Raw genomic sequence first — 26,850 nt, forward strand, 5'->3', positions numbered from 1 at the left:
AGAGCAGTATAAGCACGTTATTGCAGGAAGCCCTCAGTATTTAAACTGAGGGCTAACGTCATGCATAGCGGGTATGACGTTTCAGAAGAGTCTGGTGACGCACGTACTCGCTGAGTTTTTCCATATGCAGAGCGTTGTATTTATTCAGCCAGATAAACGTGGGCGTATAATTCATCACCTCGATTGGGAAATAACCCCAGGGGGCGATCAGCGCTTCCAGCTCGCCTAATTCATCCAGCGTGGCGCACTCCAGCGCCAGCACAGGTTGAAAACGCTGTAGCGTTTCACAGGCACCTTTGAGGACGTTGAGCTCCATACCCTCAACATCAATTTTGATCAACGATACTGGCTGCTCCGGATGCGTCTGTTCCAGCAAACGGTCAAGGGGGGTAACGCGTACCTTAATACAGTTATCCTCATCTCCACCGTGGATTGACCAGGTGCCCATATTCTTCTGCTGCGTCATTCCTATTGCCAGTTCACCCTCCTGATTATCCAGGGCGATATGGAACAAACGAACAGAATCCTTCACATGATTCATCTCCATATTTACGCAGTGAATAAGGGCATTGACTTCAACCGGTTCAAACGCCCAGACCCTGGCCCCCATTATTTTGGAAAACCACAGGCTGTGGTTACCAATATTTGCGCCGATATCAAATACTAGCCCCTTACGATCCCAGAAAAAGCTGAGCGTTTGCAAAAATTCAGCTTCGTAAAAGCTACGATGCTTCTGGATTTGCTGAGGGATAAAATCTTGTTTTAAATGGAAAACAGAAATTGTTTCTTCCAGGAAAGTAAACGAAAAATTATCAAAATTTTCTTCATCGGCCAGCGTAAATAGCTGAGTGAGTTTTTCAGCGAGTGGCAAAGCCATTATTTTGTTCATAGTAATACCTGTGGAGCGGTGCGCAGGCAAATAAACCCTGTCGGCAACGCATGAGTCTTTGTCAGGATGTGTAATTTGAGCTGGCTAATCGCATCTGATGTTAACGTTTCGTCGGGCTGCAAAGCATAGACATAGCTGTAGCATGTGGGGCACTGGGCCGTAAGCTCCCGAACTATCGCTTGTGGATCGTATCGTTCATGTCGCAGTGTCGGCACTGAGAGGAAGCTGAGGTCGTGATCGGAGACCACCCAGGTGGTAAAAGCGCGATCCTGTTGCTTACCCAGCGCCAAAAACGCCGAATCCAGTTTTTCCAGTTGTTCGCCCATTGCGGGAATGACAATTGCCAGATTTTCCAGCCCACACAATTTTTCTCGCTGCTCATGGAGTTGGGCGATGATTTTTTTTGCCTGCCCGGACGATATTCCCGGAAAAAGCAAGCTGACCGGGTAACGCGCGATAATACGGGTGAAAATGCGATATTCGTAGGTTTGATCAACGGGTCCACCCATTCCCGTCAGGTTATTACCATGCAGGCGATACTGTACGTTATTCCGGGCCGTAAACAGTACGTTTGCGCTGCCTAATGCACGTGACCAGAATTCGTAGTCATGCGCGCGCAGAAAATTTTCGTCGTAGCCGCCAACGGTGTCATAGACCGTTTTTCTTACGCAGCAGCCAGGATTGGTAATCGGGCATCCCCATACAATTTGTGATAACAGATTCGCAGGAGGTAATGCCTGTTCGTTTCGGTAAAAGCGTTTCTGCGTGCTGCCAAACTGGCTGATACCACAGGAAATAATATCGGATGTTGGCCAGCGTCTGAGCAGCGCGTCATAGTGGCGCAGCGTTGAACGGTGCAGGATATCATCGCTGTCCAGCCAGACGATGAACTCACCTTGAGCGTGCTGTATACCCAGGTTGCGGGTATCCGGTGCGTTAGTGTGCGTTTTCGCGATCGCGCGAAGACGCGGGTCATCAAAAGTGTCAGCAATACATGCTAACGTGTCATCGCTGGAGCCGTCATCGACGACCAGGACGTCAAAATGCGGGTAGTCTACATTGAGCGCGGAGGCGATTGCCGATACGATCATTTCCTGCCGGTTGTAGCATGGAATGATAATGGTGAAACGGTACATTGGCGCGTCTGGCGTCCAGCGCTGTCGATATGCGCTGGCAACGCTTTGCTGATTGAGCAGCTCCACCGCCCGTTGTGCGTAAAAATCGGCAGACGCCGGCGGCGTTAGTAACTGTTCCACCGCTTCATCCAGGTTTGTAAAGCACCACTCTGCGGGGAGGTATTCTTGTAATCCGCCGGTTGCCGCAAAGACAACGGGTTTGACGCCCGCCAGCATCGCTTCAAAAATCGCCATCCCTTGAGATTCGATGTAACTCGTAGAGAGCAGATACGATTTGCGGCTATACCATTGCGCCATTTTATTGGCAGGGAGCGGACTTTCAATCCGGATGTATTTGGCCATTCCCGTCTGTTCCAGGATCTCTTTGAAGGATTCATAGAGACAGCGATCCTCCACGCGTCCAACGATCGCAAGGCGATAGCGTGTATCGCGTTTGATCAGCATTTGCATTACATGAATTAACTGAAAGAGATTTTTTGCCCCAACAAAGCGCGTAACGCAGCCAATTTGGAAGGGATCGCGTTTGGCCTTCGGCAGCGTGGCGACGGGCTGGTGATTGGTTAAATTGCCGATGACCGTTAAGAGCAAGGTAGGAGGGAGCTTATCGCCCAGTAGCGTAACAAATCGCCTTTTCATGGCCTCTGAAACGAAAATAACTTCGTCAAAAATATGCCAGTTGGCGTCTAAAAAAGCGTTATCGTACAACTCATAACGATGGATCCTGCAAACCATGCGGCAGGTTTTTTGCAAGCGGCTGGCGGCTATCGCCGCGCTATCTCCCCACTCAAACCAGGCAACATCGCAGTGTTGCAGCCAGCCTTGCAGCATTTCCACGGTTAACCCATTGAGCGATAGCGGCGTCACCAGATGGCCTTCCTGACGGGCAAGGTCGATCAGCGGATTGGCGAAGTGGTAATTGTCGGCAGTGGCGGTCATCACAATATGCTGGCGTGAACCTGGCAGTACGGTGAAATAGAAATCGTTGCCATTCGCGGACTGACATACGCACCGGTAACCTTTGCGGCCGAGCCAGTAAGCGGCCTGGGCAAACCGATCCTCATTGGCACCACAGAGAAGCAAATCGCTGCGCGCGGGCACCTTGTCCAGCCATGTCTTTAATAATTCCAGACTTTCTCTACCCGCCTGCACCAGAAGAAAATCAAACTGTTTCGCGAGTAGCGAATCGTTATGCTCAACGAATTCATCTACATGCTGGATACCTAAAATTTTCCGGACATCGCCGATGCATTCGGCTGGTGGATGGCCGAATTTTAGTAATGAATGAAAGGCTTTTGCATGGACTGCGACTAACTGGCGAAGCATGGTGGATGTTGGCATTCGAAATACTCAGAGGGAAATGCAAAATAAAAAAGCAGGGGCTTCACCCCTCCTGATACAACCAGTTCTCCGGCGTGCTGCTGTTCAGCAAATTCCCCAGGATCTCCTGCTGCATATTTATCAGCGTACCGTTGTAGTCGTTGGCGCGCTGACAGGCGGTAGCCTGCTGCTGGAGACCTTTCCAGAGGGCTGAAACGGTTGGCCGGTGAGTGGCGGGCAGGCGGGCGATCAGCGATTTTATGCCTTCGGCATTCGGAGTGATGCCCAGTTCGTTCAAAAGCTTATAGCGCTGTTGGCTATTTTTTGATAGCTGCTGGTAAATCGCCATCAGCTGCGCGTTGAGCGTTTCCAGCGCCGCGCTATCGCGGGCGACAATATGGCGGCGCTGTGTGTCGAGCAGGGCGGTCAGGGCGCTGTAGTGCTTGCGATCTTCCGCCATATCCTGAATCAGGGTTTTAACGCGCTGGGCGGCGTTGGTCATAATTACCTCTGGAAATACTTCTGCATCGCCTCGGCCAGCGAATCAATATTGATGCTGATTTTGCCGCTGCTAATGGCTTCCTTCATTTCGGCGACACGCGCCATGTCCACTTCTGGCAGCGTGCTTAACTGCGTCTGCGCATCGCCCAGGACCGGATCGATGGCGGCGCTGCGCATCACGCGGGTACCCTCCTGCGCCACGGTGCACGTTTGTTCCGCGCTGCTGGCTTTATTAATTGCAGTGGTCAGGTTGTACTGCGGTGCTGCTACTTTCATCGCTTTGCCCTTTTACCTATCGTCTGTTCTGGTTGCGTATGAACCTTGCCCTGCGGAAGTCCTGCTTCCTGTACCGTTATGTGTAAAGAGCGGCTATGGCGTGCGGTAACTTAAACAGGGAGGTAAGTTTTTTACCTGCCGCTGGCATACACCATATTCACCACGCCAACGTCGGCAACAATAGCGCTGACGATCCGTCCGCTGGTCTCGTTTTTGACCTTAATGATCTCGCCTTTGCGTCCCTTCTTCATGGCCTCACCCATCGTTCTGGCTTCCACGCCGTTTTGTCCGGCAATCATCAGCACGCGCTGGCCGCGCTCTACCAGCAGCGGCGCTTCCAGCTGTTGAAGCGTAATTGCCTGCCGATCCCGTATGCGGCGCCTGACGGTCATCCCGATGATGTCGTCTGGCTGGGTCAGATATTCACCGCGCATATTGCTGACGTTGAGCTTTTTAATGGCGATGCTGTCGGGAGTGATGACGTGACCGCGTTCCAGCGTGGCGCTGGCGACGATTGCCGGCAGGTAAATATCTGGCTTTACGGTAACCGGAATATCCCAGCCTCCGGGGCCCGCGCAGCGCACGTCAAAGCGCAGGCGATTGATGTCAAGGCGGTCCCCGCCGGGAAGAGAAACGGCCAGTTTTTCAGGGCATGCCGCGTACTGTGATACTTCACCAGGAATAAACAGATTCATTTTCGCCTGATAGTCAGGCCAGCGACGGCGCTTTGCCTCCTGGCGAATGAGATCCGACGCGTGGTGCTGGACGGTGGCAAAAACTTGCTTGCGGGCGCTGATGGCAGGGGCGACATCGGCCAGCGCGATAACTGAAAACGACAGCAGGAAAAACGCCATCAGAAAGCGGAAATACCGTTTCACCCTGACGCTTAAAAAAAGAGTAAAAACATTGTAAATCATAATCTTAAAACCTTGGCATGAAAGTTGCTATGAAAACGCAGAGCATGCAGGTTTAAGCATCACGAGGGTGTGAATTGTGAGTATTACTTTTGACAAAGCATTGGGCGTTCATCCACAGGCTGTAGCACTTCGACTTTCCCGAGCAGAGCTGCTTTCAGCCAATCTGGCAAACGTTGATACCCCTAACTTCCAGGCTAAAGATATTGATTTTGCCTCCGAGATGCAACGTTCACGGTCGAGTTTTTCCTTTTCGTCTGCCCCGCACGAGATGTATCGGGTGCCTTACCAACCGTCTTCCGACGGCAATACCGTTTCACTGAACGTCGAGCAGGCGGAGTTCGCGAAGAACACCCAGGACTATCAGATGAGCCTTGCCTTTTTAAACATGAAGTTCACTGGCCTTAAAAAGGCCATTGACGGTAAGTAACCCAACGCAGGTAACCACGAAATATGGCTTTTTCGGATATTTATCGCGTTTCGGGATCGGCGATGACGGCGCAAACCGTTCGTCTTAATACCATCGCCAGTAATCTCGCCAACGCAGAAACCGCCTCTGCTACCGAAGACGGCACCTATAAAGCGCGCCGTCCGGTATTTGCTGCGGTGTATAAAAATGACGAGTTGATGAACCATCAGGCCTTAACCGGTGCGCGCGTGCAGGTGATGGACGTCGTTGAGACCGGTAACGCGGTACAGCGCTATGAACCGCACAACCCGATGGCCAATCCCGACGGCTATGTCTACTACCCGGACGTCAACGTGGTGGAAGAGATGGCGGATATGATGTCGGCATCACGCGGTTTTGAAACCAACGTGGATGTGCTGAACAGTGTGAAAAGCATGCAGCAAAGCCTGCTGCGACTTGGAGAAGCATAAGCATGGATATGAACGTAGACGGCGCCTACGCCAAAAGCCGTTCCGGCAGTACAACGGACGGCATTGCCAGCAACCAGTCCGCTTCCGGCATGAACACCATGTTTATGCAGCTTCTGGTCGCGCAGATCCAGAACCAGGATCCGCTCAACCCTACCGACGGTACCGAGTACGTGAGCCAGCTGGCCCAGCTTACCCAGGTGCAATCAATGGAAACCATGTCGCAGCTGATGGCGAACAATTCCGTGCTGATGGACAACCTGCAAACGCTGACTACCGGCAACCTGGTGGGACAGCACGTGATGGTGCAGACCGATTCGGTGAACAGCGATGGCGAGAGCGTGCTTGACGGACGTCTGACGCTGGAGCACGCCGCCGGCGTGGTGACGGTGATTGCCAAAGATGCCGCCGGCATTGAACACAAAATTGAGCTGGGCAAGCAGGAAGCGGGACAGGTGGATTTCACCTTCGACCCGGAAGCGCTGGGGCTGAGCGAAGGCAAATACACCCTGAGCGTGGTGACCGATACCGGTGAAGAGAAAGTGCCGCTCGAAATGGGCGGGGTGGTAAACAACGTGCGCATTCCTCTCGACGGTAGCCCGACGGTACTCAATATCGACGGTCTTGGCGAGGTCGCCTACAACAACATCAGCCAGTTTGGCACTGCCTCCAGGAACAAAGCCTGAAGTGAATCAGGATATTAATTAAACAGGAACGATTATGAGCTTTAGTATTGCAACGTCCGGTCTGAATGCGATTACCGAGCAGCTGAGTGCTATCTCTAACAACATTGCCAACTCCGGTACCGTGGGGTTTAAATCCGGGCGTGCGGAGTTTTCCGCGCTGTACGCGGAAAGCCAGCCGCTGGGCGTGGGCGTAACTGCCGTTACCCAGAGCATTACCAAAGGGGGAAGTATTACTTCCACCGGTACCGCGCTGGATCTGGCCATCAACGGTAATGGCTTTTTTATGGTTCGCGATAGCGCAGGTACTACCGCCTATACCCGCGCGGGCTACTTCGGCACCGACAGCAACGGTCATCTTGTCAACAACAAGGGGATGTATCTTCAGGGTTATCCTGTCGATGCCAGCGGTACGCTCCAGGTGGGCACTATCGGCAACCTGACGATCAGCAGCGGTTCGATTCCGGCAAAAGCGACGGAAAGTATCGCTTTTACCGCCAACATGGACGCGCGCGCGGACGTTCCGGCCACTACGCCATTCAATCCTAAAGACAACACCTCCTATAACAACTCCTACACCACTCAGGTTTATGACTCGCTGGGCCGTGAGCACACCCTGAACCAGTACTTCGTGAAAACCGGCGAAAACGCCTGGGAAGTGCACTACTACATGGACGATACGCCGGTGACCAGCGGCGGTACGGAGCAGGTACAGAAGCTGACCTTCAACAGCCAGGGCGTGCTTACCGATCCGAGCGGAGCAGTCACGCTGACCGCAGATGTTGCGGGCGCTAATCCCATTACGCTTGACATGACCTACGGCGGCACCAGCCAGTATGGTTCTGATTTCTCCGTCAGCAAAAACAAAGGCGACGGCTATGCCTCCGGCGAACGCACGGGCCAGGCAATCGATCAGGACGGCTGCGTTTATGCCACCTTCTCTAACGGCGAGCGTTTGCTGCAGGGGCAGCTGGTGCTGGCGAACTTCGCTAATCCGAACGGCCTGTCCGCGCAGGACGGTACAACCTGGTCACAAACCGCCAGCTCTGGCGCGCCGCTGACCGGCACGCCGGGTACCGGCCTGCTGGGTTCTGTTGTTTCCGGGGCGCTGGAGTCGTCAAACGTCGATCTGACCGCCGAACTGGTCGGGCTGATGACCGCCCAGCGAAACTATCAGGCGAATACCAAGGTGATCAGCACCAACGACAGCATGATGACCTCGCTCTTCCAGGCGGTGTAATCGATGGATCGCCTACTGTTCACCGCCGTCAGCGGCGCCTCGCGAAACCTGACGCAGCAGGAAATCCACGCGAATAACCTGGCGAACGTTAATACCCAGGGGTTTCGTAGCGATCTCGACAAAGCGCTCACGCAGCAGATCGGCGGCGAGGGTTATGCCTCGCGTTATCTGGCGCAGCCCACTCAGGGCGGCGTCGATATGACGCCGGGAGCCATGCGCGAAACCGGGCGTGACCTGGATATTGCCGTGAAGGGCGACGGCCTGATTACGCTGCGCAGCGGCACTCGCGAGGTCTATACGCGTAACGGCCAAATCGACATCAACGCTGATGGCGAGCTGTCAGTCAGCGGCCTGCCGCTGGAGGGCGATAACGGCCCGATCGTGCTGCCGCCTTACTCCTCCCTCTCAATCGGCGAGGATGGGGTAATCACCATCGTGCCGGAGGACGGCGACATCGCCGCCCCGATGGATATTGACCGCGTGAAGCTGGTGAATATCCCCGCCAGCGAGCTTAGCAAAAACGAAGCCGGTTTCTTGATCACCAGCGCGGCGTTTAATCCGCGTGACGAAGAGGTGAAGGTGGCCGCCGGACATCTTGAATCCGCCAACGTGTCGGCCATCAACGAAATGGTCTCCAGCATTGCGCTCAATCGCCAGTTTGAAGCGCAGATCAAGATGATGAAAGCCGCTGAAGATCTCGCAAACGCCGGTAACCGCCTGATTCGCGGCACCTGACAACACATTTGAGGAATACTGATGAATCCCGCTTTATGGATCAGTAAAACTGGGCTAGCGGCGCAGGACGCCAAAATGACCGCCATCTCCAACAACCTGGCGAACGTCAATACCACCAGTTTTAAACGTGACCGCGCCATGTTCGCCGATCTGTTCTACCAGAATCAGCGCACCCCGGGCGGCCAGCTCGATCAGGACACTATCTCACCGACGGGCATCCAGTTCGGTACCGGCGTCAAGATTGTCGGTACCCAGAAAGAGTTCACCGTCGGCAACATCCAGAACACCGGGCAGAGCCTGGACGTGGCGATTACCGGGCAGGGCTTTTTCCAGGTGGAAACGGCCAACGGTGATATCGCCTATACCCGCGCCGGTAACCTGCAAAAATCGCCTGAAGGCGTGCTGACAAACGCGCAGGGGCTGCCGCTGATCCCGCAAATCGAACTGCCGGATAACGTGAAGGATATTCAGATCGGCAAAGACGGCACCATCACCGCGACGGTCGCGGGTGAAACCGATCCGATTGAACTGGGGCAGCTGACGCTGGTGAATTTTGTCAATCCGGCCGGTCTCGAGGCTGTCGGCGGCAACCTCTATCGAGAAACGGCCGCCAGCGGTGAAGCGGTGGAAGGCGTACCCGGTGAAGAGGCGTTTGGCCAGCTGGAACAGGGTTCGCTGGAAGGCTCCAACGTGCAGGTTGTTGAGGAGATGGTCGATATGATCACCGTCCAGCGCGCCTATGAAATGAACGCCAAAATGGTTTCTGCCGCTGACGACATGCTGAAGTTTGTCACGCAGTCGATGTAACGGCAGAGCGGTAAAGTGAAAGAGATGAAAAAGCAGGTAGCGATAGGTTTACTGGCATTCATGCTGCTGGGCTGTGAAAGCCCGGCGCTGTTGGTACACAAAGACGATGCGGCGTATGCGCCACCGGAAGACTTCGCCATGCCGGATACGCATGTTCGCGGCGGTGGGGTCTATAACAGCGGCTATAACTGGTCGCTTATTCAGGATCGCCGAGCCTATCGTATCGGCGACATCCTGACCGTAAAGCTGGACGAATCTACCCAGGCGAGCAAGCAGGCGCGAACGAACTTTGGCAAGAAGAATGACGTCTCGCTCGGCATCCCGGAGGCCTTTGGCCACTCGGTGGATAAGCTGTCCGGGTCGGTAGATGGTAACCGTAACTTCAACGGTAGCGCCACGTCGCAGCAGCAAAACAGCCTGCGCGGAGCGATCACCGTGGCGGTTTATAAAGTCTTGCCCAACGGCGTGCTGGCAATCCGCGGCGAAAAATGGCTCACCCTCAATCAGGGAGATGAGTACATGCGGGTAACCGGCCTCGTAAGAGCCGACGATATTGAGCGCGATAACTCCGTCTCCTCACAGCGTATCGCCAACGCGCGTATCTCCTACGCCGGACGCGGCGCGCTGAGTGATGCAAACGCGGCCGGCTGGCTGGTGCGCTTCTTTAATCATCCCCTGTTCCCTATCTGACGGAGTCGAGCGTGTTTAGACGAATTTTACTGCTCCTGTGCCTGTACAGCCTTGGCGTTGCTGCCCAGCCTTTGCGCGATGTGGTGGACATTCAGGGGGTACGTGGTAACCAGCTGATCGGCTATAGCCTGGTAGTGGGTCTGGACGGAACCGGGGATAAAAACCAGGTGAAGTTCACCAGCCAGTCGGTCACCAATATGCTGCGCCAGTTTGGTGTCCAGCTGCCGGCCAAAATTGACCCGAAGGTGAAAAACGTCGCGGCCGTCGCCATTAGCGCCACGCTGCCGCCGGGCTACTCGCTCGGTCAAACCATTGACGTCACCGTCTCTTCCATCGGCGATGCCAAAAGCCTGCGCGGTGGAACGCTGCTCCTGACTCAGCTTCGCGGTGCCGACGGTGAGGTGTATGCCCTGGCGCAGGGTAATGTGGTCGTGGGCGGCGTGAAGGCGGAAGGCAATAGCGGCTCCAGCGTTACCATCAATACGCCAACGGTAGGCCGCGTACCGAACGGCGGTTCGGTGGAACGTGAAATCCCGAGCGATTTCCAGCAGGAGCCGACGGTGATGCTGAACCTCAAGCGGCCGAGCTTTAAAACCGCCAACGCGGTAGCGGTAGCGCTGAATAACGCGTTTGGGGCAGGAACGGCGACGGCCCAGAGCGCCACCAATGTCTCCGTGCGTGCCCCAATGGGGGCGGGCGAGCGGGTGGCTTTTATGTCGTCGCTTGAAGATGTCCAGATCAACGCCGGCAAGCAGCCGCCGCGGGTGGTGTTTAACGCCCGGACCGGCACGGTGGTGATCGGCGATGGGGTGATCGTCCGCGCCGCGGCGGTTTCTCACGGCAATCTGACGGTCACCATTCGCGAATCCGCAAACGTCAGCCAGCCCAATGCCTTTGGCCGTGGACAGACGGTGGTGACCCCGCAGAGCGACGTTGACGTTAATCGTGGACGTGGGCAGATGGTGACCATCTCAGCCGGAACCAGCCTGCGCAGTATCGTCAATACCCTTAACAGCCTGGGGGCAGCCCCGGATGACACGATGGCTATCCTGCAGGCGCTGCACGAAGCCGGGGCGCTGGATGCTGAACTGGTGGTGATGTAATGCTGAATTCGATTAACCGACAAGCCGCTATTCTGCCGGGTGATATTACCGGCCAGGTAAAGCCGCAAACGCTCGAACAGGCCGCCGGGCAGTTTGAGGCGCTGATGCTGCGCGCCATGCTATCGCAAATGCGTAAGGCCTCCGACGTGCTGGGGGAAGATAACCCCTTCAACAGCAAACAGCAGCGCATGATGCGTGATTTCTATGATGACAAAATGGCGTCAGAGCTGGCCTCCCAGCGCAGCACCGGCATCGCTCAGATGATTATTAACCAGCTTTCCCCGCAGGTGACGGCCCCGCTTAAGAATCAGGTGGAAGCGGCCGCTTTACAGGGACAATCGCAGGAACGTCATACGGTGTCGTTCCACAGAACCGAAGGACAGGAGTAAGCCATGAGTATGTTTGATATCGCCTACAGCGGACTGCAGGCGGCTAACATGGGGATGCTCGTCTCGTCGATGAACGCGAATAATGTGCTGACGGCAGGCTATACCCGTCAGGGAATTGTTCAGAGCGCCATCGGCCCGATGGGCGAGGCCGGGCTCTCGCCGGGCAATGGCGTACAGGTTGACAGCATCCGCCGCATCTCCAGCCAGTACCTGGTGAACCAGGTCTGGCAGACCAACACCAAAGCCAGCTACTACAGCATGGGTAATGAGTACATCAGCTCTCTGGAGAAGGTGATCGGTACCGACTCGACGAGCCTCGGAACGGGTCTGGATGATTTTGTCAGCGCCCTGAGCGCCCTGACGCAGCAGCCGGAATCTCAGGCGCTGCGCCAGCAGCTGTTGAACCAGGCAAAAACGTTCTCTACCCGCTTCAACAGCATGAACAATTTTATCTCCAGCCAGAAAGAGTCCATCAACACGCAGCGTGGGGCGATGGTTGATCAAATCAACACCCTGAGCGGCAACATTGCCGAGTACAACAAGAAGATTGCTGCGATGGATTCCACGGGCGGTAACAGCAGCGTACTGCGCGATCAGCGTGACGAGCTGGTGAAGACGCTGAGCTCGATGGCGGACGTCAAAGTGACCGACGACAGCAGCGGCTATACCGTCTCGTTAAGCAACGGTCAGCCGCTGGTGAGCGGCAAGACGGCGGGCACGCTGAGCACCGGTAAGGACAGCAACGGCAATACCACGTTGACGCTGAAATTTTCGAACAGCGAATTTTCCCTGAACCCGTCAACCGGCGGCCAGCTGGGCGCCCTCTACGACTATGAAACCGGTACGCTGGGGCAGATGAGCGACGCCGTGCAGGGCATGGCGAAAGCGATGGCAGACATGTTCAACGCGCAGCTGGAGAAGGGTTACGACCTGAACGGCCAGCAGGGGAAACCGCTGTTTACGTTCGACGCAACGAACCCGGCGGGTATCCTGCAGGTGAACGATTTGTCTCCCGACGAGCTGGCGCTCTCCGGCGATCCGAAAGAGCCGGGCAATGGCGACAACCTTAACGCCCTGCTTGAGCTGAAAAACCAGAAAACCGATATCCCGGGCCTGGGCAACATGAGCCTGAGCGAAGGGGCGGCGGCCATTATCTCGACCATCGGTATCGCCAGCAAGCAGAGTAAAACCGAAATGGATGCGGCCGTCGCGGTAAGGGATGATGCGCAAACGCAGCGCGATAAACTGAGTGGCGTGAATCAGGATCAGGAGGCGATGAACCTGCAGGCCTACATGCAGGCGTATCAGGCGAGCATGAAGGTGATTTCCACCGGCAACCAGGTGTTTAGCGATCTGCTAAGCATGTTTTAAGCGCAACCACGGAATCTGATATATGCGAGTAAGCAGCCTTTATCTCTATAACGCCATGATGTCGCAGATGGGTATCAATGGCACCCAGATGGGCAAGCTGCAGGAACAGCTGATGACACAAAAGCGCGTTAACGTGCCGTCAGACGATCCGGTTATTGCCAGCCGTCTGGTACAGCTTAGCCGCGAGCAGTCGGCGATTAAGCAGTATCAAAGTAACATCACCAGCCTGAGCGGCGCGCTGTCGGTGCAGGAATCCCATATTACCGCCCTCAGCAACCAGGTGCTGTCCGTGAGCGATAAGCTTAAGCTGGCCAATAACGGTTCGCTGAGTCAGAAAGATCTGGCGAGCTACGGTGCGGAGCTGGGATCTATGCTGGACTCGCTGGTGGCGACGATGAACAGTAAAAACGAAAACGGGAGCTACCTGTTCTCCGGCACCATGACCGACAGCAAAACCGTAACGCTGGACGCCAACGGCCAGTACGTCTTTGGCGGCAACGAGAAGTCCCGTGAAACCACGGTGGCAAACGGCGTCAGCATTACCGAAAACACCAATATTTCCCACGCGTTTTCCAGCTCGGGCAACGATCTGGATATGCTGAACAAGCTCAAAGCGCTGAGTGAGAAAATGCAGGATCCGAACGCCAGCCTGACGGATTACCAGGACGACCTGACGGCGATGATCGATATGACCCAGACGACCAGCGATAGCCTGGGGGCGCTGTTTACCGATCTCGGTGGCCGTCAGAACCGCCTGACGCTGATTAACGATGCGCATACCGACGTCAGCCTGTCGAACGGCCAGCTAGAAACTGACCTTAATGAGGCTCCGACGGCGGAGTCTTACACGAAACTCCAGCTGTACAATACCTCGGTCCAGATCTCGTATAAGGCCTACAGCATGGTCAGCAATCTCAATCTTTTCAGTATGTTGTAAAATGATATGCAAGTCGGTTTAAAAACATCCTCACCGCTCTCCAGCGCACCGGCACCCGCCGGGCGCGGGAATATCGATGCACCGCAGACCGTCGGGCGGGTACATTTGCCCGACGCTGAATTTACCCGTCATTCATTTCCTGAATCCGCACTGCTGTCGCGCCGGCCGATGCGCTATAACGTACAGCTCAATCAGCAGCTGACCGCCGTGCAGCAGGCGGACAGCTATCTGGCGAAAACCGAAACGCAGCTGCTCCAGCTGCGCCAGACTTCCGGCCGCAGCGGGGATGCCAGCGTGCAGGCTGCTGCGCTGCAAAAGCACCTTTCACGCCGTATGCAGCTTTCCGGCGGTACGATCGATCGCCATCTCAACGCCTCGCTGGAGAAGAAGAACGCGGTTAATTTCGCCCTGCCGGGCAGCGAAAAATTAGTGCAGTTCCCGGCTGGGGAAACGCTGATCTTCGCGCTTGGAGGCACCCGACGGGAGATGGCCGCCGTTGCGCTGCCGGAAGAGGCGACGCCGCGACAGACGCTGACAAAGCTGAATGTGGGTCTGGGGCGCTTAGGGATCCATGCCAGCCAGACGGACAGCGGCCAGCTGCTGTTCAGCGTTGATGAGAGCAGGTGGGAGCAGGTGAAGCAGCACTTTTCGGTGCGTGGCGAAGGTAAACTCTATCCAGCCGATGCCTTCACCCTGCTGGCCCCGCAGGCGGAAAGCGCGAACAGCGATGAGATGATGGCGCTCTCCGCGCGGCGGGAGCGAGAGGGGCAAATGAAGTTGCAGGATACCCTTAATCACATCACCAGCCAGCGCAGCAAACTGCGTCAGCAGCAGGACCGCGTCAGCGCCCGTATAAACGATATGGCGACGGTGTACAGCTCACAGCAGGCGCTGCACGCTTCACGCAGCCTGGGTGAGGGGCTGGCTCGCAGCGCCGACAGTTTTAGCCAGCTGTCGCAGGCGCTGGGTGCTCAGGCCAACGTCCGGCTGGCAACGGTTAAAAACCTGCTGGGCTAAGGGCCATTAATGCCGGACAGCCACGTCATCGGGACGCCGGGTAGAGGAATATCGCGCCGTTTTGTCCCACCACCAGCGACTTGTGATTAAAAGAGAGCGGCTCCATCCAGTAGTTGGAGTACATGAGCTGGTCGACGAGGCCATCTATCATTAGCCCCTTCTGCTCGGTGCTGTAGTAAATTGGGGTGAGCGTAAAGTAGATTCGCCCGTGTTTTTTCTGCGTCGGCGTAAACTTTCCCTTCAGGACAAAGCGGTTGTCGTCCGGGCTGGTGATATTGGCCATCAGTACGCCGCGCGTGGTTTTCAGGCTCACATCGTAAATCTCTTTTTGCTGTGACATCAGGTCGTAAAAGCCCATCTGGAAGTCATCTTCCACATTGCCGTACTGTAGCGTTGAGGTCGTGGTGAAATACTTAAACGCCAGAACGACGAGCGTCGCCAGAATGGCGATGACGATCGCCACGTTAAGGCGTTTTGCACGTAGCCAGTTCATGAAGCTTCCTTCGGGTTTCTCGCAGGATCAGGTTGTTGAGTTGGTCCGTATCGGTACGCCAGTGGTAAATGGACATCGCCAGCTGTTTATTGTCGCATTTATTGGACAGCGTGAAGCTGTAGTTCAGCGACGAATTGGTGCTGTGAAAGAAGATCTGCATCGTAGCGGACTGCATCTGGATCTGCTGGTTGATGGCATACAGCGAGTCTTTTAACTTGCCGTACAGATTCACGGAGATATAGGGCGGATCGCCTGCCGTTTCGACGGCGTAAATGTGGATATTGCTGTAAACGCCCGGCTGGATCTCCCGTGAAACCAGATGTTCGCTGTAGCCGCCCAGCAGGTACCAGCAGGCGGCTGCCGTAAAGAGGGCGGTGGCGGCCATCACCAGTAAAAAGCTAACGATGCCATGACGACGCCTTTCCGGCTTCAGCACCGGGACGGGCTCCATTACCGGTGCAGGATCGTCGTTACCTTCATGCTGCTCCGGTTCAGCCAGAGGCTCAGCGTTAAGCGACGCCTCGACAGGCGGAACGTCAGCCTCTGCATCTTCCCCATCGCAAGGCTCATCGGTTTCGATCTGACGACAATACTCGGGCTCAATCAGATAGCCCTTGCGCGGAATAGTCTTGATGATGCGCTGGTTTTTACCATCATCCTCTAATGCGGTACGCAAAGCGTGAATGGCATTCGGCAAGCTATTATTGCCGATGACCCGGCGTTCCCAGACCAGGGTCGTTAACTCTTCGCGGGTAAATATTTTACCCGCATCCTGAACCAGAATATCCAGCAGCTTGAGCTGATATTCACCCAGGCGCTTTCGTTCCCCTGTGGTTAAATGGAGAATAGAGCCTGAAGCGACGTCAACCAGCCAATTATTTACGGAGCAATAACGTTTATTCATTTATATGTTATGGATTCAACCACCCCATTATTATGGCGATAACCTGTTGAACACCCGGAGGGATCAGAGGTTATCCGATTGAGTTGTTAACTCCATTTAGAATTCTTAATGAATGCCGCATGCCTGCGGAGATTAAAAGAGGACGTAGTCTTCCCTGTTGTTGCTCGATTTTATGCTACAGCGGGAAGGTTTTCATCTGTTTTACGCCCATAAGGGAAGGAATGATCGTTTCCTGCCCTCTTTTTACGCGATTAAAATGTGATGCGCAACACCATTTTTAACTCAGCGAGCAGGAAGAAATGAAGCAGTTTGTTTTATGGTTAACAAGAATCATTAAATAAAACTTATGTTATTTAGATGATTAAAAAGTGAAGGTGTTGTGTTATTGGTGTGATCTGTTTGATAATGATCATTGTTTCTGTGGCGAACTTAAAAAAATAATAATTCCCATTTAATTTATTGGATTTTTGGCCGCTTTAATAAAGCTTTTATATTTGTTTCCGAATGAAACCGGATAAATAAGAACGTTACTTTTTATATTAAATATTATTAATAAAGGTGCCAAAATGCCCCTGTCCTGCCGGTGAAAAGTCGCGATGAAAAAAGATCGGTGGCGTGAGCCTTTTAGCAATTTTTAATCCTTAGAAATCAAGCTGCTATTTCTATGCCTGCGTAAAAAATAAGCATTCGGTAATCGTTGATTTAATCTTCGCGCCTGCCGTGTCGTCTTTACTGAATACACCATCTGTATCACCAGGACGAAAAAGGAATCCTTATGTCATTCTCTATCTTTACCAGCTCTTCCTCCATGGCATCTACCAATGCGATGAATAAAGCCAACAACATGCTGTCCACCGCAATGGAGCGCCTGGGTACCGGTAAACGCATTAACTCCGCTGCTGACGATGCGGCAGGTCTGCAGATCGCGACCCGTCTGCAGGGCCAGACCAACGGTATGGACGTTGCAAAGCGTAACATCGCCGATGCGACCGCGCTGCTGCAAACCTCTGAAGGGGCGTTCGATGAAGTGAGCAACATCATGTACCGCATGAAAGACCTCGCAACGCAGGCAGCGAACGACACCAACACTCAGAAAGACCGTGACGCGATCAACTCCGAGCTGAACGACCTGAACGCTGAGCTGGGCAACATCATGAACAACACCTCTTACGCGGGTGACAAACTGTTCGGCGCATCCGGTAAGTTCGCTAAAGAGCTGAACTTCCAGATCGGTTCTTCTACTGATGAAACCATGAAGATTAACCTGTCTGCTGAACTCGGCGCTAGCGGCGCAGGCGCGCTGACTACCTCTGGTGGTCTGTTCTCAACTATTCAGGGCACGGCTAGTGCAGTAAACGCCAGCGGTAAGCTTGAACTGACGGACGCCGAAAGTGCAAAAGCTCTGATGAGCTCGCTGGAAACGACTCTGGATCAAGTCGGTGCCGTTCGTTCCAAAATGGGTGCGAGCATTAACCGTCTGAGCCACACGGCGGCGAACCTGGCGAACATGAAAGACAACACCGATCTGGCGCTGAGCAATATCCGCGATGCAGACATGGCCTCCGAAGCGTCAAGCATGACCCGTAACCAGATGCTGGCGCAAACCAGTATGTCCATGCTGAAGCAGTCCAACAGCATGTCCGGCATGGTAATGAATCTGCTGGGCTAATCCACTCTGGATAAAAGCTGAAAAAACACCGCTGTATGGCGGTGTTTTTGTATCCGGCTTCGCCTTTCCCCCAGGCGGAAAAAGCGGAAGCCCCCCTTCCAGCTTGTGCATAACTACCTGAAAAATCACTAATAAAAAATTGGCACGATAGTTGCTATGTTTGAAGCATACCGAACTATATTTGCGTGCCAGGAGAACCAATAATGTCTGATTTCGATCCAAAACAGATGGCGACAACACTGGCGACCTACGACGTCCTTGCACTGCAAAACGCGATTGCCACCCAGACAAAAACCTATGAAGCCCAGTCGTCAGCCCTTTCGTCGCTGCGTACCGCGCTAACGACGTTCCGCACGTCAATTAATGCCCTGAATTCCAGCAGCGCCAGCGTCCTGAAAAATATCGCCACCATGAACCAGGAGGGGATTGCGACGATTAACGCCAGTGCCAGCGCGCGTAAAGGGACCTACAGCCTGAACGTCACCCAACTGGCGACCGCTCAGCAGATCAGTTTCGACAAGCTGGACGATGACGCGATTAAAAATGCGAGCGGAACCCTGAAGATCAATCTCAATGGCGAGAGCATGGAGATTGATATGGATGGTCTGGACAGCCTTGCTGATTTTGCCGATGCGATTAATAAAACTGACTTCCCGAGCGCGTCGGATCCCACTTCCACCACGGCGGCCAGCGGGCAGAACGGAGTTACCGCTTCACTGATGCGAATTGACGGCAAAGTCTCGCTCATGCTGAGCAGTGACCAGAGTGGCGCGAAGTACAAAATCGAGATGGATACCAGCGGCATGTCTGCCGGCCAGGATATTTTTGCAGACCAACAAACGATTACTGACGGAAAGGACGCGCTCTTCACGCTCGGCGATTCCACCAGACAGTATGCCAGCAGTTCCAACACCCTGGACGATCTGGTCGATGGCGTCTCTATTAAGCTAACCGGCACTACCGAAAAGAACAAACCGCTGGTGATTTCGATCGACACCGATAACACCGAAACGAAAAACCAGATCCAGGCGTTTCTCGATGCCTACAACACCCTGCGCGATACCCTCACCGGCATGACGAAAAGCGGCAGCAGCTCGGAAAAGCGCGGCGCGTTTGCCGGTGATGCAACGATGTCCTCGCTCGGCACCGATATTGGCAATCTGCTGCGCGGCACCTTTGGTGACCAGAACATGAGTAAGTTCGGCATCTCCGCCGATAAAGACGGCAAGCTCACCCTCGATGCTGACGTGCTGGAGAAGCAGCTCAAAAACGATCCGCAGACCGTCGCGCAGTTCTTCAACGGCAACGACGGCATGCTCAAGGCGATGGATAAATCGCTGGATAAATACCTCAGCACCAGCAGCGGCATGCTGAAGGGACGCCAGGAAATCCTCGATCGGCAAAAAACTGACATCGATACCAAAACCGAAAAAATGAACTTGCGTTATGACGCCTCTTACAACCGCTACTACAAGCAGTTTACGCAGCTGCAAAAAGTCATGACGCAGATGAACAACACCATGAGCATGTTTGTTTAATTCTAAGGGAACCGACTTTCAATGTACGGAAATGATCAGGAAGGCTACGGCCTGTATCAACAATCCGATCTGGCTATTCAGGCCTCGGCGGCGAATCCGCATCAGCTGGTGCTGATGCTGTTTAACGGCCTGATGGATGAGCTTGTTCGTGCCAAAAGCCATATTGTTGCCCGTCGCTACGAGCGTAAGGCCCAGAGCATCAATAAGTGCATCGACATTCTCAACGCGCTAACCAGCGCGCTGGATTTTGAAAAGGGCGGCGAACTGGCGCTGAGCCTGGCGAACCTATACGACTACTGCGTTTATCGCCTGTATGACGCCAGCCATAAGCTCTCGGTCGACATCATTGACGAAGTGGAAACGATCCTTGGCAACATCCAGGACGGCTGGCAGCGAATGGGCCAGGGGGCATGAGGATGCTGCACGTCATTCAGGCCCTGACGCGGGGTTTACGCCAGGCGACGGAGGATCATAACTGGTCCGCCGTCATGAACGTTGACGCCAAAATCGCCGAGCTACTGACCGCGATTCAGGGGAAAACGCTGGAGGTGGACGAGCGACAGGCGCTGGATAACCTGAAAAAGATCCACCTTCAGGCGCGTGATTACTGCCAGGTAGAGAGCGACAGGCTGGCCGTCAAGCTTAACCTGACGATGCGCAATCGTGAAGGGGCGGCCGCGTATGCCCAGTTTGCTGACGATGAAGGAATGCGCTGATGGATATCCTCAACCTGGCGCAGGGCCTGGTTAACGGTTCTGGCCTGCCTATGCAGGCCGAACCCATTGCAGGCCCGAAAGCGGTAACGCATACCACACAAACCCCGGCGGCGTTCAACGACGCGCTGCTGAACGTGATTGATTCACTCATGATCGGACAGGGGAAGGCGACACGCGATATTGCCGTAAGCGCGGTGCCGCTCCCGCAAGGCAGTGACGATGACGAGGAAACCGCTAACGAGCCGGTGCCGGGAGATTCACTGCTCAGGGCTGATGCGCAGCAGCAGCTGCTGGAAGCGCTGCTGATGACCAGCCAGATTCCGGTGCACGCTTCTGCTGGCTTTCCCGGTAAAGCGCAGCCCGTCGATGATGTCATGCTGAAAAACCTGCATCCGCAGGGGGTGACGCAGGGAGCGGCGAAGGGAGTGCCGATGGGCATCTCTGCCTCGCTTTCACATCAGTATCCGGTGCCGTCACCGGCGAGTCCCACCGATTCCGCGGCGAGCCCGCAGCCCGTTCTTCATAGCGTCGCTCCAGCGCTGATAACGGCGATGGTTCCGGCGGCGCAGACGAACACCTTTGCGCCGCTGCCGGCAAGCGATATTACCGCCACGCCGGCGGCCGCACCGGCAACGACCACCACCACCCTGAAAATGGATCCGGAGCCTTCGCGCTGGGGTGAACAGCTACAGCGTGCGCTGGGCGAGCGTTTGCAGGTGCAGGTAAAGCAGCAGGTCCAGCATGCCACCATCCGCCTCGATCCGCCGGATATGGGCAAAATTGATATTTCCATGCAGGTCGAAAGCGGACGCGTGCAGGTGCAGATCAACGCCAGCCATGCTGAGGTCTATCGCGCCCTGCAGCAAACGAGCAACGACCTTCGTCAGAGCCTGACGGAGCAACATTTTGTCCAGGTCAACGTGCAGGTGTCATCCCAGTCCGGGGGACAGCAGCAGGGCAGAGGACAATCCTTCACCGGGCAGCATAACGCCATCCTGGCGGGAGCGGAAATCGCGACCCACACGACGGAGTCGCAGGATCTCCGCAGCGATGACTCGGTACTACTGACGGTTTAAGACAAGACTATATGAACGTAAAAACACTCTCTTTCGGCCTCGTTATCGCGCTCTTCACCGCCATGCTGGCGGCGGGAATGACGGTAGTGGGTACTCATCTGCTGCGCATGGATGAAGCAACAGGCAGCAGTTTCTTATCCGGGATATTCACCAGTTCTGACAAAGAGACCGTGGAGTTTGTGGAGATTAAAAACGTCGTTATCACCCTGAAAGGAAACGGGGACACGGAACGCTATCTGTTGCTGGAGCTGAACCTGGCGACCAGCAGTACGGAAGACGCGAGTAAAGCGAGAGACATGATCCCCGCGGTGCGTGGCGCCACGGTGAGCCTGCTTTCCGATCTCGACTACGACGACGTGCGCGCAATGAGCGTTAACCAGCTGCACGATAAGCTGCAGGCAGCCTACGTCGAACGGTTCAAAAGCCTGAAGATGGATGTCCCCTTTGAGGACGTCATCATCAGCAAAATGGTCTTCCAGTGACGGTTAAGCCGTAATGGAAATGATGGACTTTATCGCCAGCGACACCCTGACGGCGGCAGATGAAGCGCGCTATGTCAGCGCGTATTTGCCGCTGGTCAACAAAGTGGTCAAACAGCTCTCGTATCAGACCAGCAGCGTGATCGATCGGGAAGATATGGAGCAGATTGCCCTGATGGGGCTGTTGACCTCGCTGCGCCGCTACGGGCATCCGGATGCCCAGTTTGCCGCCTACGCCGTACAGCGCATTCGCGGGGCGGTACTGGACGAACTGCGTCTGCTGGACTGGCGCCCCCGTCGTCTGCGGCAAAAAACGCACAAGCTAAACGACAGTATCCGCGATATTGCGCGCCAGCTTGGGCGGACGCCCACGTTTGAAGATATTAGCCGCCATCTGTCCATCTCCGCGGAGGAGTATCAGGAATATTTATTGCTGGACTGCGCCAAAACGATAGAGAGCCTGGATGAACTGTTAGGCAATGACGCCCTGACGGGTGCGCTGGATAGCCGAAAGCTGGAGGACGAAATCGTCACCAGCCGGACGCTGCGCAGCGCGCTGGCAGCGCTGGACGAGCGTGAACAGCTGATCATGACGCTCTATTACCAGCATGAGATGAGCCTGAAAGAAATCGCTCTGGTTCTTGATTTAACGGAAGCCAGAGTGTGTCAGCTCAATAAAAAAATCGCCCAAAAAATTCAGTCTTTTTTCCAGAAGTGAAAGGTGTATGCAGAAATTCTTCGGTATCGTAATTATCCTGGGCTGCGTGGTTGGCGGCTTTCTCATGTCCGGCGGCCATCTCGCCTCTTTCTGGCAGCCCGGTGAAATTATCATCATTCTTGGCGCGGGCTTAGGCGCCATGGTGCTTGCCAACCCTCGCGCCGTTCTGTCGGAAATGTACCGCCAGTTTCGCGGCATTATGCGCAAAAACGAATACACCAGTGAATATCAGCGCCAGCTGCTGATGCTGTTATATGAGCTGCTGGAGCTGGTGCAGGACGGCGGCCTGAAGGTGCTGGATGAGCACATCGAGGCGCCAGAAAACAGCGAGCTGTTCCAGCGATACCCGCTCATGCTGCACGATAAGGCACTGGTGACGTTTATCTCGGATAACTTCCGCCTGATGGCAATGGGCAAGATTAACGAACACGAGCTGGAAGGCATTCTTGAGCAGGAGCTGGTTGCCATGGAAGAGAACCTTCTCCAGCCGTCCCGCTCCCTGCAGCGTACCGCTGAAGCGATGCCGGGCTTCGGTATCTGCGCCGCGGTGTTGGGCATCATCATTACCATGCAGTCCATCGACGGTTCCATTGCGGTGATTGGGGTGAAAGTGGCCGCTGCGCTGGTGGGGACGTTTCTCGGCGTCTTCTTCTGCTATTGCTTAATGGATCCTGTTGCGAACGCGATGGAGCAGCGCACAAAAAAACAGCTCGCGGTACTGGAGTGCGTGCGTACGGTGCTGGTTAATCACGTGGCCGGTAAGCCGACGCTACTGGCGGTGGATGCGGGCCGCAAAATGCTGCCAATGGATTCCAAGCCTACGTTTGCCACCCTTGACGGTTGGGTAGAACAGATGACGGGTGGATCCTGATGCGTAACAGCAAAAAAGGACATACCACCATCATCAAACGCTCCTCGCGCAAAAGCCATGACGCTTTTCACGGCGGCGCGTGGAAGGTTGCCTTCGCCGATTTTACGCTGGCGATGATGGCGCTGTTTATGGTGCTTTGGATTATGGGCGCGGTGACGGAAGAGGAACGTAAAGAGATTGTCTCGCTTCTGAACGGCGAGTCTATTTTTGAAGGTAATACGTTAACTCCTGTCACCCAAAAAGAGGGGAACGGCGGCGAAATTTCGCTGTTTGACACGCGTCACGCCAGAAAAAAAGATCGGCCTGAAACGCAGGCGAAGAAAGAAGTCACGCCAGCGGTTCAGAGTGAGAAGACGGAGAGCCTGAAAGAGGTTAACGCGCGGTCTAAAAGCGAGATTGAGGATCTGGCGCGCATCATTATGAAGATCACCTCGGCCTATGATGCACAGGCCAACCTGAAGATGGAGATTGTGCCGCAGGGGCTGCGCATCCTCATCACCGACGATCGCAAACGCGAGATGTTCCAGCGCAGCAGCGCCATCCTGACGCCATTCTTTAAGCGCTTGCTCACCGAGTTTGCGCCCGAACTGAACAAAATTAATAACAAAATCATCATCACGGGACATACCGATGCCACGCGCTTTCGCGATCAGGTGCTTTATAACAACTGGAATCTCTCCGGCGAGCGCGCCATGCAGGCGCGCTCGGTGCTGACCCGCAGCGGCCTGGATCCCAATAAAGTTTTGCAGGTCAGCGGCATGGCTGACCAGATGCTGCTCGATCCTGAGCATCCGCTGAGTTCGGCTAACCGGCGTATTGAAATCATGGTGTTGACACACTCGGCCAGTGATTCGCTGTATCAATTTTTCGGTCAGCACGGTGAAAAAGTCATTAAGCCACTGACCGAAAAACTCACTCAAGACCATTAACCCGATTGTTGTGCTGTGAACCTTTTCCTCCTTACCACTGCATTTGTACCTGGGCGGACTGTCTCCCACCAGGTACGTTTTTTTTACTTTTTTTTGCTGCTGCTGTTGTTGCCGGGGCACGCCAGCGCAATCCCTTTACAGGCAAAAATCCCGGAGTCCAGCGCTCACAGTGACGCGCAAAAGCGCAAGCAAAATCGTCTGCGGCTGATGGCGAAAGCGAAAAAGCGTGTCGCCGTGGTGCCGCCGACGCCAGAGCAGAAGCGTCTCGAGATTGCGCGGCAGCAGGCCGAGCGCGCCCGAAATCGGGAGATGCTGGCGATGCACGCCCGCTGGGCTCCTGGCAACCTGGGCGGCTCCGAGGCGCTCTGGGATGAGGTGCAGGATGGCGCAGTGACGACGCGCTCCCCGCAAAAGACGCTCATCAAGCTGCGAACGGTGATACATCGCCTGGAGAGCCAGCTTGGTAAACCCTATCTGTGGGGCGGCGACAGCCCGAGCGACGGCTTCGACTGTAGCGGGCTGGTCTTCTACGCCTTTAATCATGTACTGGATCGCAAGCTGCCGCGCACCGCCAACGGCATGTTTCAGGACAACGCCCTGAAGCCCGTCAAGCAGCAAAAGCTGCGGCGTGGCGATCTCGTCTTTTTCAACATTAACCAGCGACCCGGCGCGGATCACGTTGGTGTGTATCTCGGTGATGGCCGTTTTATTGAAGCGCCACGTACCGGACTGAAGATCCGTATCAGCCAGCTTTCTGACAATTTCTGGCAATCCCGTTATTTGGGTGCCCGGCGCGTTCTGTAGCCTGGCCTGACCTCTAAACTCCCTTTTGGACTGAGAAAATCATGACCGTAACCCGTATGAAATTCGCCATTGATGATGGATCTACAAACGTAAAAATTAGCTGGATTGAGAACGGCACGCTGAAGACGATGGTATCACCGAACTCCTTCCGCAAGGACTGGAAAAGTGCGGCACTGCTGCGCGGTCAGTCGGTCTACAACTACACCATCGGCACCACCAAATATACCTATGATGCGACCTCCGATAAGGCGTTATCCACCACCCATATTGACTATCAATATGACGATCTTAACCTGCTGGCGGTACACCATGCGCTGCTGCTGACCGGCATTACGCCGTGTGACGTGGAGGTGATCGTCACGTTGCCGATTACCCAGTTCTATAACCCGGATGACTGCCAGCGCAACGAAAGCCGCATTGAGGCTAAGCGCCGTAACCTGATGCGGGATATCTCTCTCAATAAAGGTGAGCTGTTCCGTATCGTCGATGTTCAGGTGATGCCGGAAAGCCTGCCCGCCGCGCTTTCGCATCTTCTGAACTCCAGCGTTACCGAATTCACCCGCTCGCTGGTCATTGACTGCGGTGGCACCACGCTGGATATGGGGATTATTGTCGGCGAGTTCGACGATGTCTCCGCGATTTACGGGAACAACGAGATTGGCGTAGCGATGGTGACCGACGCTACCCGCAAGCTGCTGGCGGCGGCCGACAGCGACTCCAGCTATCTGGTAGCGAATGAGCTGATTAAACGCCGCCACGATATGGATTTTGTCAAAAGCGTCATCAACGATGAGTCGCGTATTGAAGAGATCCTGGAGCGGGTGGAAATTAAGATCCAGGAGTTGGGTGACCAGGTGGCTTATGAAGCGAAGAAATTCGCCAAAAACCCTAACCGGGTTTATCTGGTCGGGGGCGGTGCGCACCTGGTGGAATCCGCCGTTCGCGAGGCCTATGCGACGCTCGGCGACCGGGTGATTGCGATTGATAACCCGCAGAGCGCGCTGTCGCGCGAGATATGCCTCTATCACGCCGAGAGCGGCGTGGAGACGGTAGCCGAGCCGCGCATGGCCGAGGTGGGCGAAGATGAGTAACAGGCGCATTCGCCGCGTTGATCTATCGCTGCATTTGTCGCCAGAGCAATCGCGCGCGGACCTGCGCGCGATGCTACAGCTGAAAAAGTGGCATCAGGCGCTTAGCCAGGCGGGCAGTAACCCGGGTGATATCAGCATGGAAATGCGTCGTTTCCATCGCAACGTTTACCTTGCCGGTCTACAGCTACAGCTGCTGAGCCCGCCGCTGTGCAGCCATATTGCCGAGTCGCTGGGGCGCGAAGCGTTAACTCTGGAGGCGCTGTGCAGCGAGCTGGCAAGCGGCGAACTCCTGCCAGTCGCTACGGCGTCCGCGCCAGAAACGCCCGCGTCGAGCGGTGAGTTTAGCAAGCAACAGTTGCGACAGATGCGCGCGCTGATGTCGGACGCACTACAGCGACAGAGCGCGCCGGATGAAGCCTCACGCCAGGCGCTGGAGCAGTTACATAGCGAAGTGGCGCAGCTTAAGGCCCTGCTCGACCAGCAAAACGTGCTGCTACAACAGCTACGGATGTCCGGTCGGGCCGCCGAGGCCGAAACGGCTAAAAAAGGGCTAACGGAAACGCTGGACGTGAATGCCCTGAATGCGCCAACGGAAAAAATGAAGCAAATCCGCAAGAAAGGCATTTTTTAAGGCCAGGGGAGCGACGGACGATGCGCCAAAAAAAAGACCATAAATTACAA

31 protein-coding genes are annotated in these 26,850 nt (G+C 55.1%); 24 read left to right on the forward strand and 7 right to left on the reverse strand.

Going from position 1 to position 26,850, the window contains the following annotated elements; translation table 11 throughout:
* Positions 1-58: 58 nt before the first annotated feature.
* The 5 genes from MOQ06_RS18750 to flgA form a co-directional block, all read right to left on the reverse strand.
* Positions 59-889, reverse strand: coding sequence for an FkbM family methyltransferase (locus tag MOQ06_RS18750; protein WP_242174381.1), 831 nt, complete (start codon positions 887-889; stop codon positions 59-61).
* Positions 886-3,363, reverse strand: coding sequence for a glycosyltransferase (locus MOQ06_RS18755; protein WP_242174382.1), 2,478 nt, complete (start codon positions 3,361-3,363; stop codon positions 886-888). Before MOQ06_RS18755 ends, MOQ06_RS18750 begins: the two co-directional genes overlap by 4 nt.
* Positions 3,364-3,406: 43 nt before the next feature.
* Complete coding sequence (locus MOQ06_RS18760; protein ID WP_242174383.1) at positions 3,407-3,844, reverse strand: flagellar protein FlgN; 438 nt, start codon at positions 3,842-3,844, stop codon at positions 3,407-3,409.
* Positions 3,845-3,846: 2 nt separating this feature from the next.
* On the reverse strand, positions 3,847-4,119 hold the full coding sequence (gene flgM, locus MOQ06_RS18765) for a flagellar biosynthesis anti-sigma factor FlgM (protein WP_148420462.1): 273 nt from the start codon (positions 4,117-4,119) through the stop codon (positions 3,847-3,849).
* Positions 4,120-4,250: 131 nt separating this feature from the next.
* Positions 4,251-5,036, reverse strand: coding sequence for a flagellar basal body P-ring formation chaperone FlgA (gene flgA, locus MOQ06_RS18770; protein WP_242174384.1), 786 nt, complete (start codon positions 5,034-5,036; stop codon positions 4,251-4,253).
* A 76-nt stretch (positions 5,037-5,112) separates the two neighbouring features.
* Here flgA and flgB point away from each other — a divergent pair, with 76 nt between their 5' ends.
* Genes flgB through MOQ06_RS18830 form a run of 12 tightly spaced genes read left to right on the forward strand, consistent with a single transcriptional unit; the run spans position 5,113 to position 14,881 of the window.
* Positions 5,113-5,463: a flagellar basal body rod protein FlgB gene (gene flgB, locus MOQ06_RS18775; RefSeq protein WP_242174386.1), complete on the forward strand. Its 351-nt coding sequence runs from the start codon at positions 5,113-5,115 to the stop codon at positions 5,461-5,463.
* A gap of 23 nt (positions 5,464-5,486) precedes the next feature.
* Entirely contained in the window at positions 5,487-5,912 is a 426-nt protein-coding gene (flgC, locus tag MOQ06_RS18780; protein WP_059310347.1) for a flagellar basal body rod protein FlgC, read from the forward strand.
* A gap of 2 nt (positions 5,913-5,914) precedes the next feature.
* On the forward strand, positions 5,915-6,595 hold the full coding sequence (gene flgD / locus MOQ06_RS18785; protein WP_227009606.1) for a flagellar hook assembly protein FlgD: 681 nt from the start codon (positions 5,915-5,917) through the stop codon (positions 6,593-6,595).
* A gap of 34 nt (positions 6,596-6,629) precedes the next feature.
* Positions 6,630-7,832: a flagellar hook protein FlgE gene (gene flgE / locus MOQ06_RS18790; protein ID WP_193355382.1), complete on the forward strand. Its 1,203-nt coding sequence runs from the start codon at positions 6,630-6,632 to the stop codon at positions 7,830-7,832.
* A 3-nt stretch (positions 7,833-7,835) separates the two neighbouring features.
* On the forward strand, positions 7,836-8,567 hold the full coding sequence (locus MOQ06_RS18795) for a flagellar basal body rod protein FlgF (protein WP_242174388.1): 732 nt from the start codon (positions 7,836-7,838) through the stop codon (positions 8,565-8,567).
* Positions 8,568-8,588: 21 nt separating this feature from the next.
* Positions 8,589-9,374, forward strand: a complete 786-nt coding sequence (gene flgG, locus MOQ06_RS18800; protein WP_148420467.1) for a flagellar basal-body rod protein FlgG — start codon at positions 8,589-8,591, stop codon at positions 9,372-9,374.
* A 24-nt stretch (positions 9,375-9,398) separates the two neighbouring features.
* Positions 9,399-10,064: a flagellar basal body L-ring protein FlgH gene (flgH, locus tag MOQ06_RS18805; RefSeq protein ID WP_242174389.1), complete on the forward strand. Its 666-nt coding sequence runs from the start codon at positions 9,399-9,401 to the stop codon at positions 10,062-10,064.
* Between the two features lie 11 nt (positions 10,065-10,075).
* A complete protein-coding gene (locus MOQ06_RS18810; RefSeq protein ID WP_176609053.1) occupies positions 10,076-11,167 on the forward strand; it encodes a flagellar basal body P-ring protein FlgI in 1,092 nt (363 codons plus the stop codon).
* The gene (locus tag MOQ06_RS18815) at positions 11,167-11,556 is read left to right on the forward strand and encodes a rod-binding protein (RefSeq protein ID WP_242174390.1); all 390 of its coding nucleotides are present in this window, start codon (positions 11,167-11,169) and stop codon (positions 11,554-11,556) included. Before MOQ06_RS18810 ends, MOQ06_RS18815 begins: the two co-directional genes overlap by 1 nt.
* 3 nt (positions 11,557-11,559) lie before the next feature.
* Positions 11,560-12,927 carry a flagellar hook-associated protein FlgK gene (gene flgK / locus MOQ06_RS18820; RefSeq protein WP_242174391.1) on the forward strand — a complete coding sequence of 456 codons (1,368 nt, stop codon included), beginning with the start codon at positions 11,560-11,562 and terminating at the stop codon, positions 12,925-12,927.
* A 22-nt stretch (positions 12,928-12,949) separates the two neighbouring features.
* Positions 12,950-13,864 (forward strand): flagellar hook-associated protein FlgL, encoded by a 915-nt coding sequence (flgL, locus tag MOQ06_RS18825; protein WP_242174392.1) that lies wholly within the window; start codon positions 12,950-12,952, stop codon positions 13,862-13,864.
* Between the two features lie 6 nt (positions 13,865-13,870).
* Positions 13,871-14,881, forward strand: a complete 1,011-nt coding sequence (locus MOQ06_RS18830) for a hypothetical protein (protein WP_242174393.1) — start codon at positions 13,871-13,873, stop codon at positions 14,879-14,881.
* A 25-nt stretch (positions 14,882-14,906) separates the two neighbouring features.
* On the opposite strand, the gene MOQ06_RS18835 is transcribed toward MOQ06_RS18830, so the two are convergent.
* A complete protein-coding gene (locus tag MOQ06_RS18835; RefSeq protein WP_242174394.1) occupies positions 14,907-15,374 on the reverse strand; it encodes a hypothetical protein in 468 nt (155 codons plus the stop codon).
* Complete coding sequence (locus MOQ06_RS18840) at positions 15,346-16,278, reverse strand: transcriptional regulator (RefSeq protein WP_242174395.1); 933 nt, start codon at positions 16,276-16,278, stop codon at positions 15,346-15,348. The genes MOQ06_RS18835 and MOQ06_RS18840 overlap by 29 nt, the downstream gene beginning before the upstream one ends.
* 775 nt (positions 16,279-17,053) lie before the next feature.
* Here MOQ06_RS18840 and MOQ06_RS18845 point away from each other — a divergent pair.
* The 12 genes from MOQ06_RS18845 (at position 17,054) to MOQ06_RS18900 (ending at position 26,800) form a co-directional block, all read left to right on the forward strand.
* Positions 17,054-17,947, forward strand: coding sequence for a flagellin (locus MOQ06_RS18845; RefSeq protein ID WP_242174396.1), 894 nt, complete (start codon positions 17,054-17,056; stop codon positions 17,945-17,947).
* Between the two features lie 203 nt (positions 17,948-18,150).
* Positions 18,151-19,485, forward strand: coding sequence for a flagellar filament capping protein FliD (fliD, locus tag MOQ06_RS18850; protein WP_242174398.1), 1,335 nt, complete (start codon positions 18,151-18,153; stop codon positions 19,483-19,485).
* A gap of 21 nt (positions 19,486-19,506) precedes the next feature.
* Positions 19,507-19,899, forward strand: coding sequence for a flagellar export chaperone FliS (gene fliS / locus MOQ06_RS18855; RefSeq protein ID WP_176609044.1), 393 nt, complete (start codon positions 19,507-19,509; stop codon positions 19,897-19,899).
* A 2-nt stretch (positions 19,900-19,901) separates the two neighbouring features.
* Complete coding sequence (locus tag MOQ06_RS18860) at positions 19,902-20,201, forward strand: hypothetical protein (RefSeq protein ID WP_227009605.1); 300 nt, start codon at positions 19,902-19,904, stop codon at positions 20,199-20,201.
* On the forward strand, positions 20,201-21,277 hold the full coding sequence (locus tag MOQ06_RS18865) for a flagellar hook-length control protein FliK (protein ID WP_242174401.1): 1,077 nt from the start codon (positions 20,201-20,203) through the stop codon (positions 21,275-21,277). Before MOQ06_RS18860 ends, MOQ06_RS18865 begins: the two co-directional genes overlap by 1 nt.
* A gap of 11 nt (positions 21,278-21,288) precedes the next feature.
* Positions 21,289-21,759: a flagellar basal body-associated FliL family protein gene (locus MOQ06_RS18870; protein ID WP_176609042.1), complete on the forward strand. Its 471-nt coding sequence runs from the start codon at positions 21,289-21,291 to the stop codon at positions 21,757-21,759.
* Positions 21,760-21,772: 13 nt separating this feature from the next.
* Complete coding sequence (locus MOQ06_RS18875; protein WP_148420471.1) at positions 21,773-22,474, forward strand: FliA/WhiG family RNA polymerase sigma factor; 702 nt, start codon at positions 21,773-21,775, stop codon at positions 22,472-22,474.
* Positions 22,475-22,481: 7 nt separating this feature from the next.
* A complete protein-coding gene (gene motA, locus MOQ06_RS18880) occupies positions 22,482-23,345 on the forward strand; it encodes a flagellar motor stator protein MotA (protein WP_148420472.1) in 864 nt (287 codons plus the stop codon).
* A complete protein-coding gene (gene lafU / locus MOQ06_RS18885; RefSeq protein WP_242174404.1) occupies positions 23,345-24,274 on the forward strand; it encodes a putative lateral flagellar export/assembly protein LafU in 930 nt (309 codons plus the stop codon). Before motA ends, lafU begins: the two co-directional genes overlap by 1 nt.
* A gap of 93 nt (positions 24,275-24,367) precedes the next feature.
* On the forward strand, positions 24,368-25,078 hold the full coding sequence (locus tag MOQ06_RS18890; protein WP_242174405.1) for a C40 family peptidase: 711 nt from the start codon (positions 24,368-24,370) through the stop codon (positions 25,076-25,078).
* A gap of 41 nt (positions 25,079-25,119) precedes the next feature.
* Positions 25,120-26,169: a plasmid segregation protein ParM domain-containing protein gene (gene parM, locus MOQ06_RS18895; protein ID WP_242174407.1), complete on the forward strand. Its 1,050-nt coding sequence runs from the start codon at positions 25,120-25,122 to the stop codon at positions 26,167-26,169.
* Positions 26,162-26,800: a hypothetical protein gene (locus MOQ06_RS18900; protein ID WP_242174408.1), complete on the forward strand. Its 639-nt coding sequence runs from the start codon at positions 26,162-26,164 to the stop codon at positions 26,798-26,800. Before parM ends, MOQ06_RS18900 begins: the two co-directional genes overlap by 8 nt.
* Positions 26,801-26,850: the final 50 nt, after the last annotated feature.

This window comes from Enterobacter sp. I4 (assembly GCF_022669095.1).
Taxonomy (GTDB): domain Bacteria; phylum Pseudomonadota; class Gammaproteobacteria; order Enterobacterales; family Enterobacteriaceae; genus Enterobacter; species Enterobacter pasteurii.

Bases quoted from the DNA above. Each gene is read 5' to 3' on its own strand.
- MOQ06_RS18750 (WP_242174381.1), bottom strand. From the start codon at position 889: ATGAACAAAATAATGGCTTTGCCACTCGCTGAAAAACTCACTCAGCTA.
- MOQ06_RS18755 (WP_242174382.1), bottom strand. From the start codon at position 3,363: ATGCCAACATCCACCATGCTTCGCCAGTTAGTCGCAGTCCATGCAAAA.
- MOQ06_RS18760 (WP_242174383.1), bottom strand. From the start codon at position 3,844: ATGACCAACGCCGCCCAGCGCGTTAAAACCCTGATTCAGGATATGGCG.
- flgM (WP_148420462.1), bottom strand. From the start codon at position 4,119: ATGAAAGTAGCAGCACCGCAGTACAACCTGACCACTGCAATTAATAAA.
- flgA (WP_242174384.1), bottom strand. From the start codon at position 5,036: ATGATTTACAATGTTTTTACTCTTTTTTTAAGCGTCAGGGTGAAACGG.
- flgC (WP_059310347.1), top strand. From the start codon at position 5,487: ATGGCTTTTTCGGATATTTATCGCGTTTCGGGATCGGCGATGACGGCG.
- flgD (WP_227009606.1), top strand. From the start codon at position 5,915: ATGGATATGAACGTAGACGGCGCCTACGCCAAAAGCCGTTCCGGCAGT.
- flgE (WP_193355382.1), top strand. From the start codon at position 6,630: ATGAGCTTTAGTATTGCAACGTCCGGTCTGAATGCGATTACCGAGCAG.
- MOQ06_RS18795 (WP_242174388.1), top strand. From the start codon at position 7,836: ATGGATCGCCTACTGTTCACCGCCGTCAGCGGCGCCTCGCGAAACCTG.
- flgG (WP_148420467.1), top strand. From the start codon at position 8,589: ATGAATCCCGCTTTATGGATCAGTAAAACTGGGCTAGCGGCGCAGGAC.
- flgH (WP_242174389.1), top strand. From the start codon at position 9,399: ATGAAAAAGCAGGTAGCGATAGGTTTACTGGCATTCATGCTGCTGGGC.
- MOQ06_RS18815 (WP_242174390.1), top strand. From the start codon at position 11,167: ATGCTGAATTCGATTAACCGACAAGCCGCTATTCTGCCGGGTGATATT.
- flgK (WP_242174391.1), top strand. From the start codon at position 11,560: ATGAGTATGTTTGATATCGCCTACAGCGGACTGCAGGCGGCTAACATG.
- flgL (WP_242174392.1), top strand. From the start codon at position 12,950: ATGCGAGTAAGCAGCCTTTATCTCTATAACGCCATGATGTCGCAGATG.
- MOQ06_RS18830 (WP_242174393.1), top strand. From the start codon at position 13,871: ATGCAAGTCGGTTTAAAAACATCCTCACCGCTCTCCAGCGCACCGGCA.
- MOQ06_RS18835 (WP_242174394.1), bottom strand. From the start codon at position 15,374: ATGAACTGGCTACGTGCAAAACGCCTTAACGTGGCGATCGTCATCGCC.
- MOQ06_RS18840 (WP_242174395.1), bottom strand. From the start codon at position 16,278: ATGAATAAACGTTATTGCTCCGTAAATAATTGGCTGGTTGACGTCGCT.
- MOQ06_RS18845 (WP_242174396.1), top strand. From the start codon at position 17,054: ATGTCATTCTCTATCTTTACCAGCTCTTCCTCCATGGCATCTACCAAT.
- fliD (WP_242174398.1), top strand. From the start codon at position 18,151: ATGTCTGATTTCGATCCAAAACAGATGGCGACAACACTGGCGACCTAC.
- fliS (WP_176609044.1), top strand. From the start codon at position 19,507: ATGTACGGAAATGATCAGGAAGGCTACGGCCTGTATCAACAATCCGAT.
- MOQ06_RS18860 (WP_227009605.1), top strand. From the start codon at position 19,902: ATGCTGCACGTCATTCAGGCCCTGACGCGGGGTTTACGCCAGGCGACG.
- MOQ06_RS18865 (WP_242174401.1), top strand. From the start codon at position 20,201: ATGGATATCCTCAACCTGGCGCAGGGCCTGGTTAACGGTTCTGGCCTG.
- MOQ06_RS18870 (WP_176609042.1), top strand. From the start codon at position 21,289: ATGAACGTAAAAACACTCTCTTTCGGCCTCGTTATCGCGCTCTTCACC.
- MOQ06_RS18875 (WP_148420471.1), top strand. From the start codon at position 21,773: ATGGAAATGATGGACTTTATCGCCAGCGACACCCTGACGGCGGCAGAT.
- motA (WP_148420472.1), top strand. From the start codon at position 22,482: ATGCAGAAATTCTTCGGTATCGTAATTATCCTGGGCTGCGTGGTTGGC.
- lafU (WP_242174404.1), top strand. From the start codon at position 23,345: ATGCGTAACAGCAAAAAAGGACATACCACCATCATCAAACGCTCCTCG.
- parM (WP_242174407.1), top strand. From the start codon at position 25,120: ATGACCGTAACCCGTATGAAATTCGCCATTGATGATGGATCTACAAAC.
- MOQ06_RS18900 (WP_242174408.1), top strand. From the start codon at position 26,162: ATGAGTAACAGGCGCATTCGCCGCGTTGATCTATCGCTGCATTTGTCG.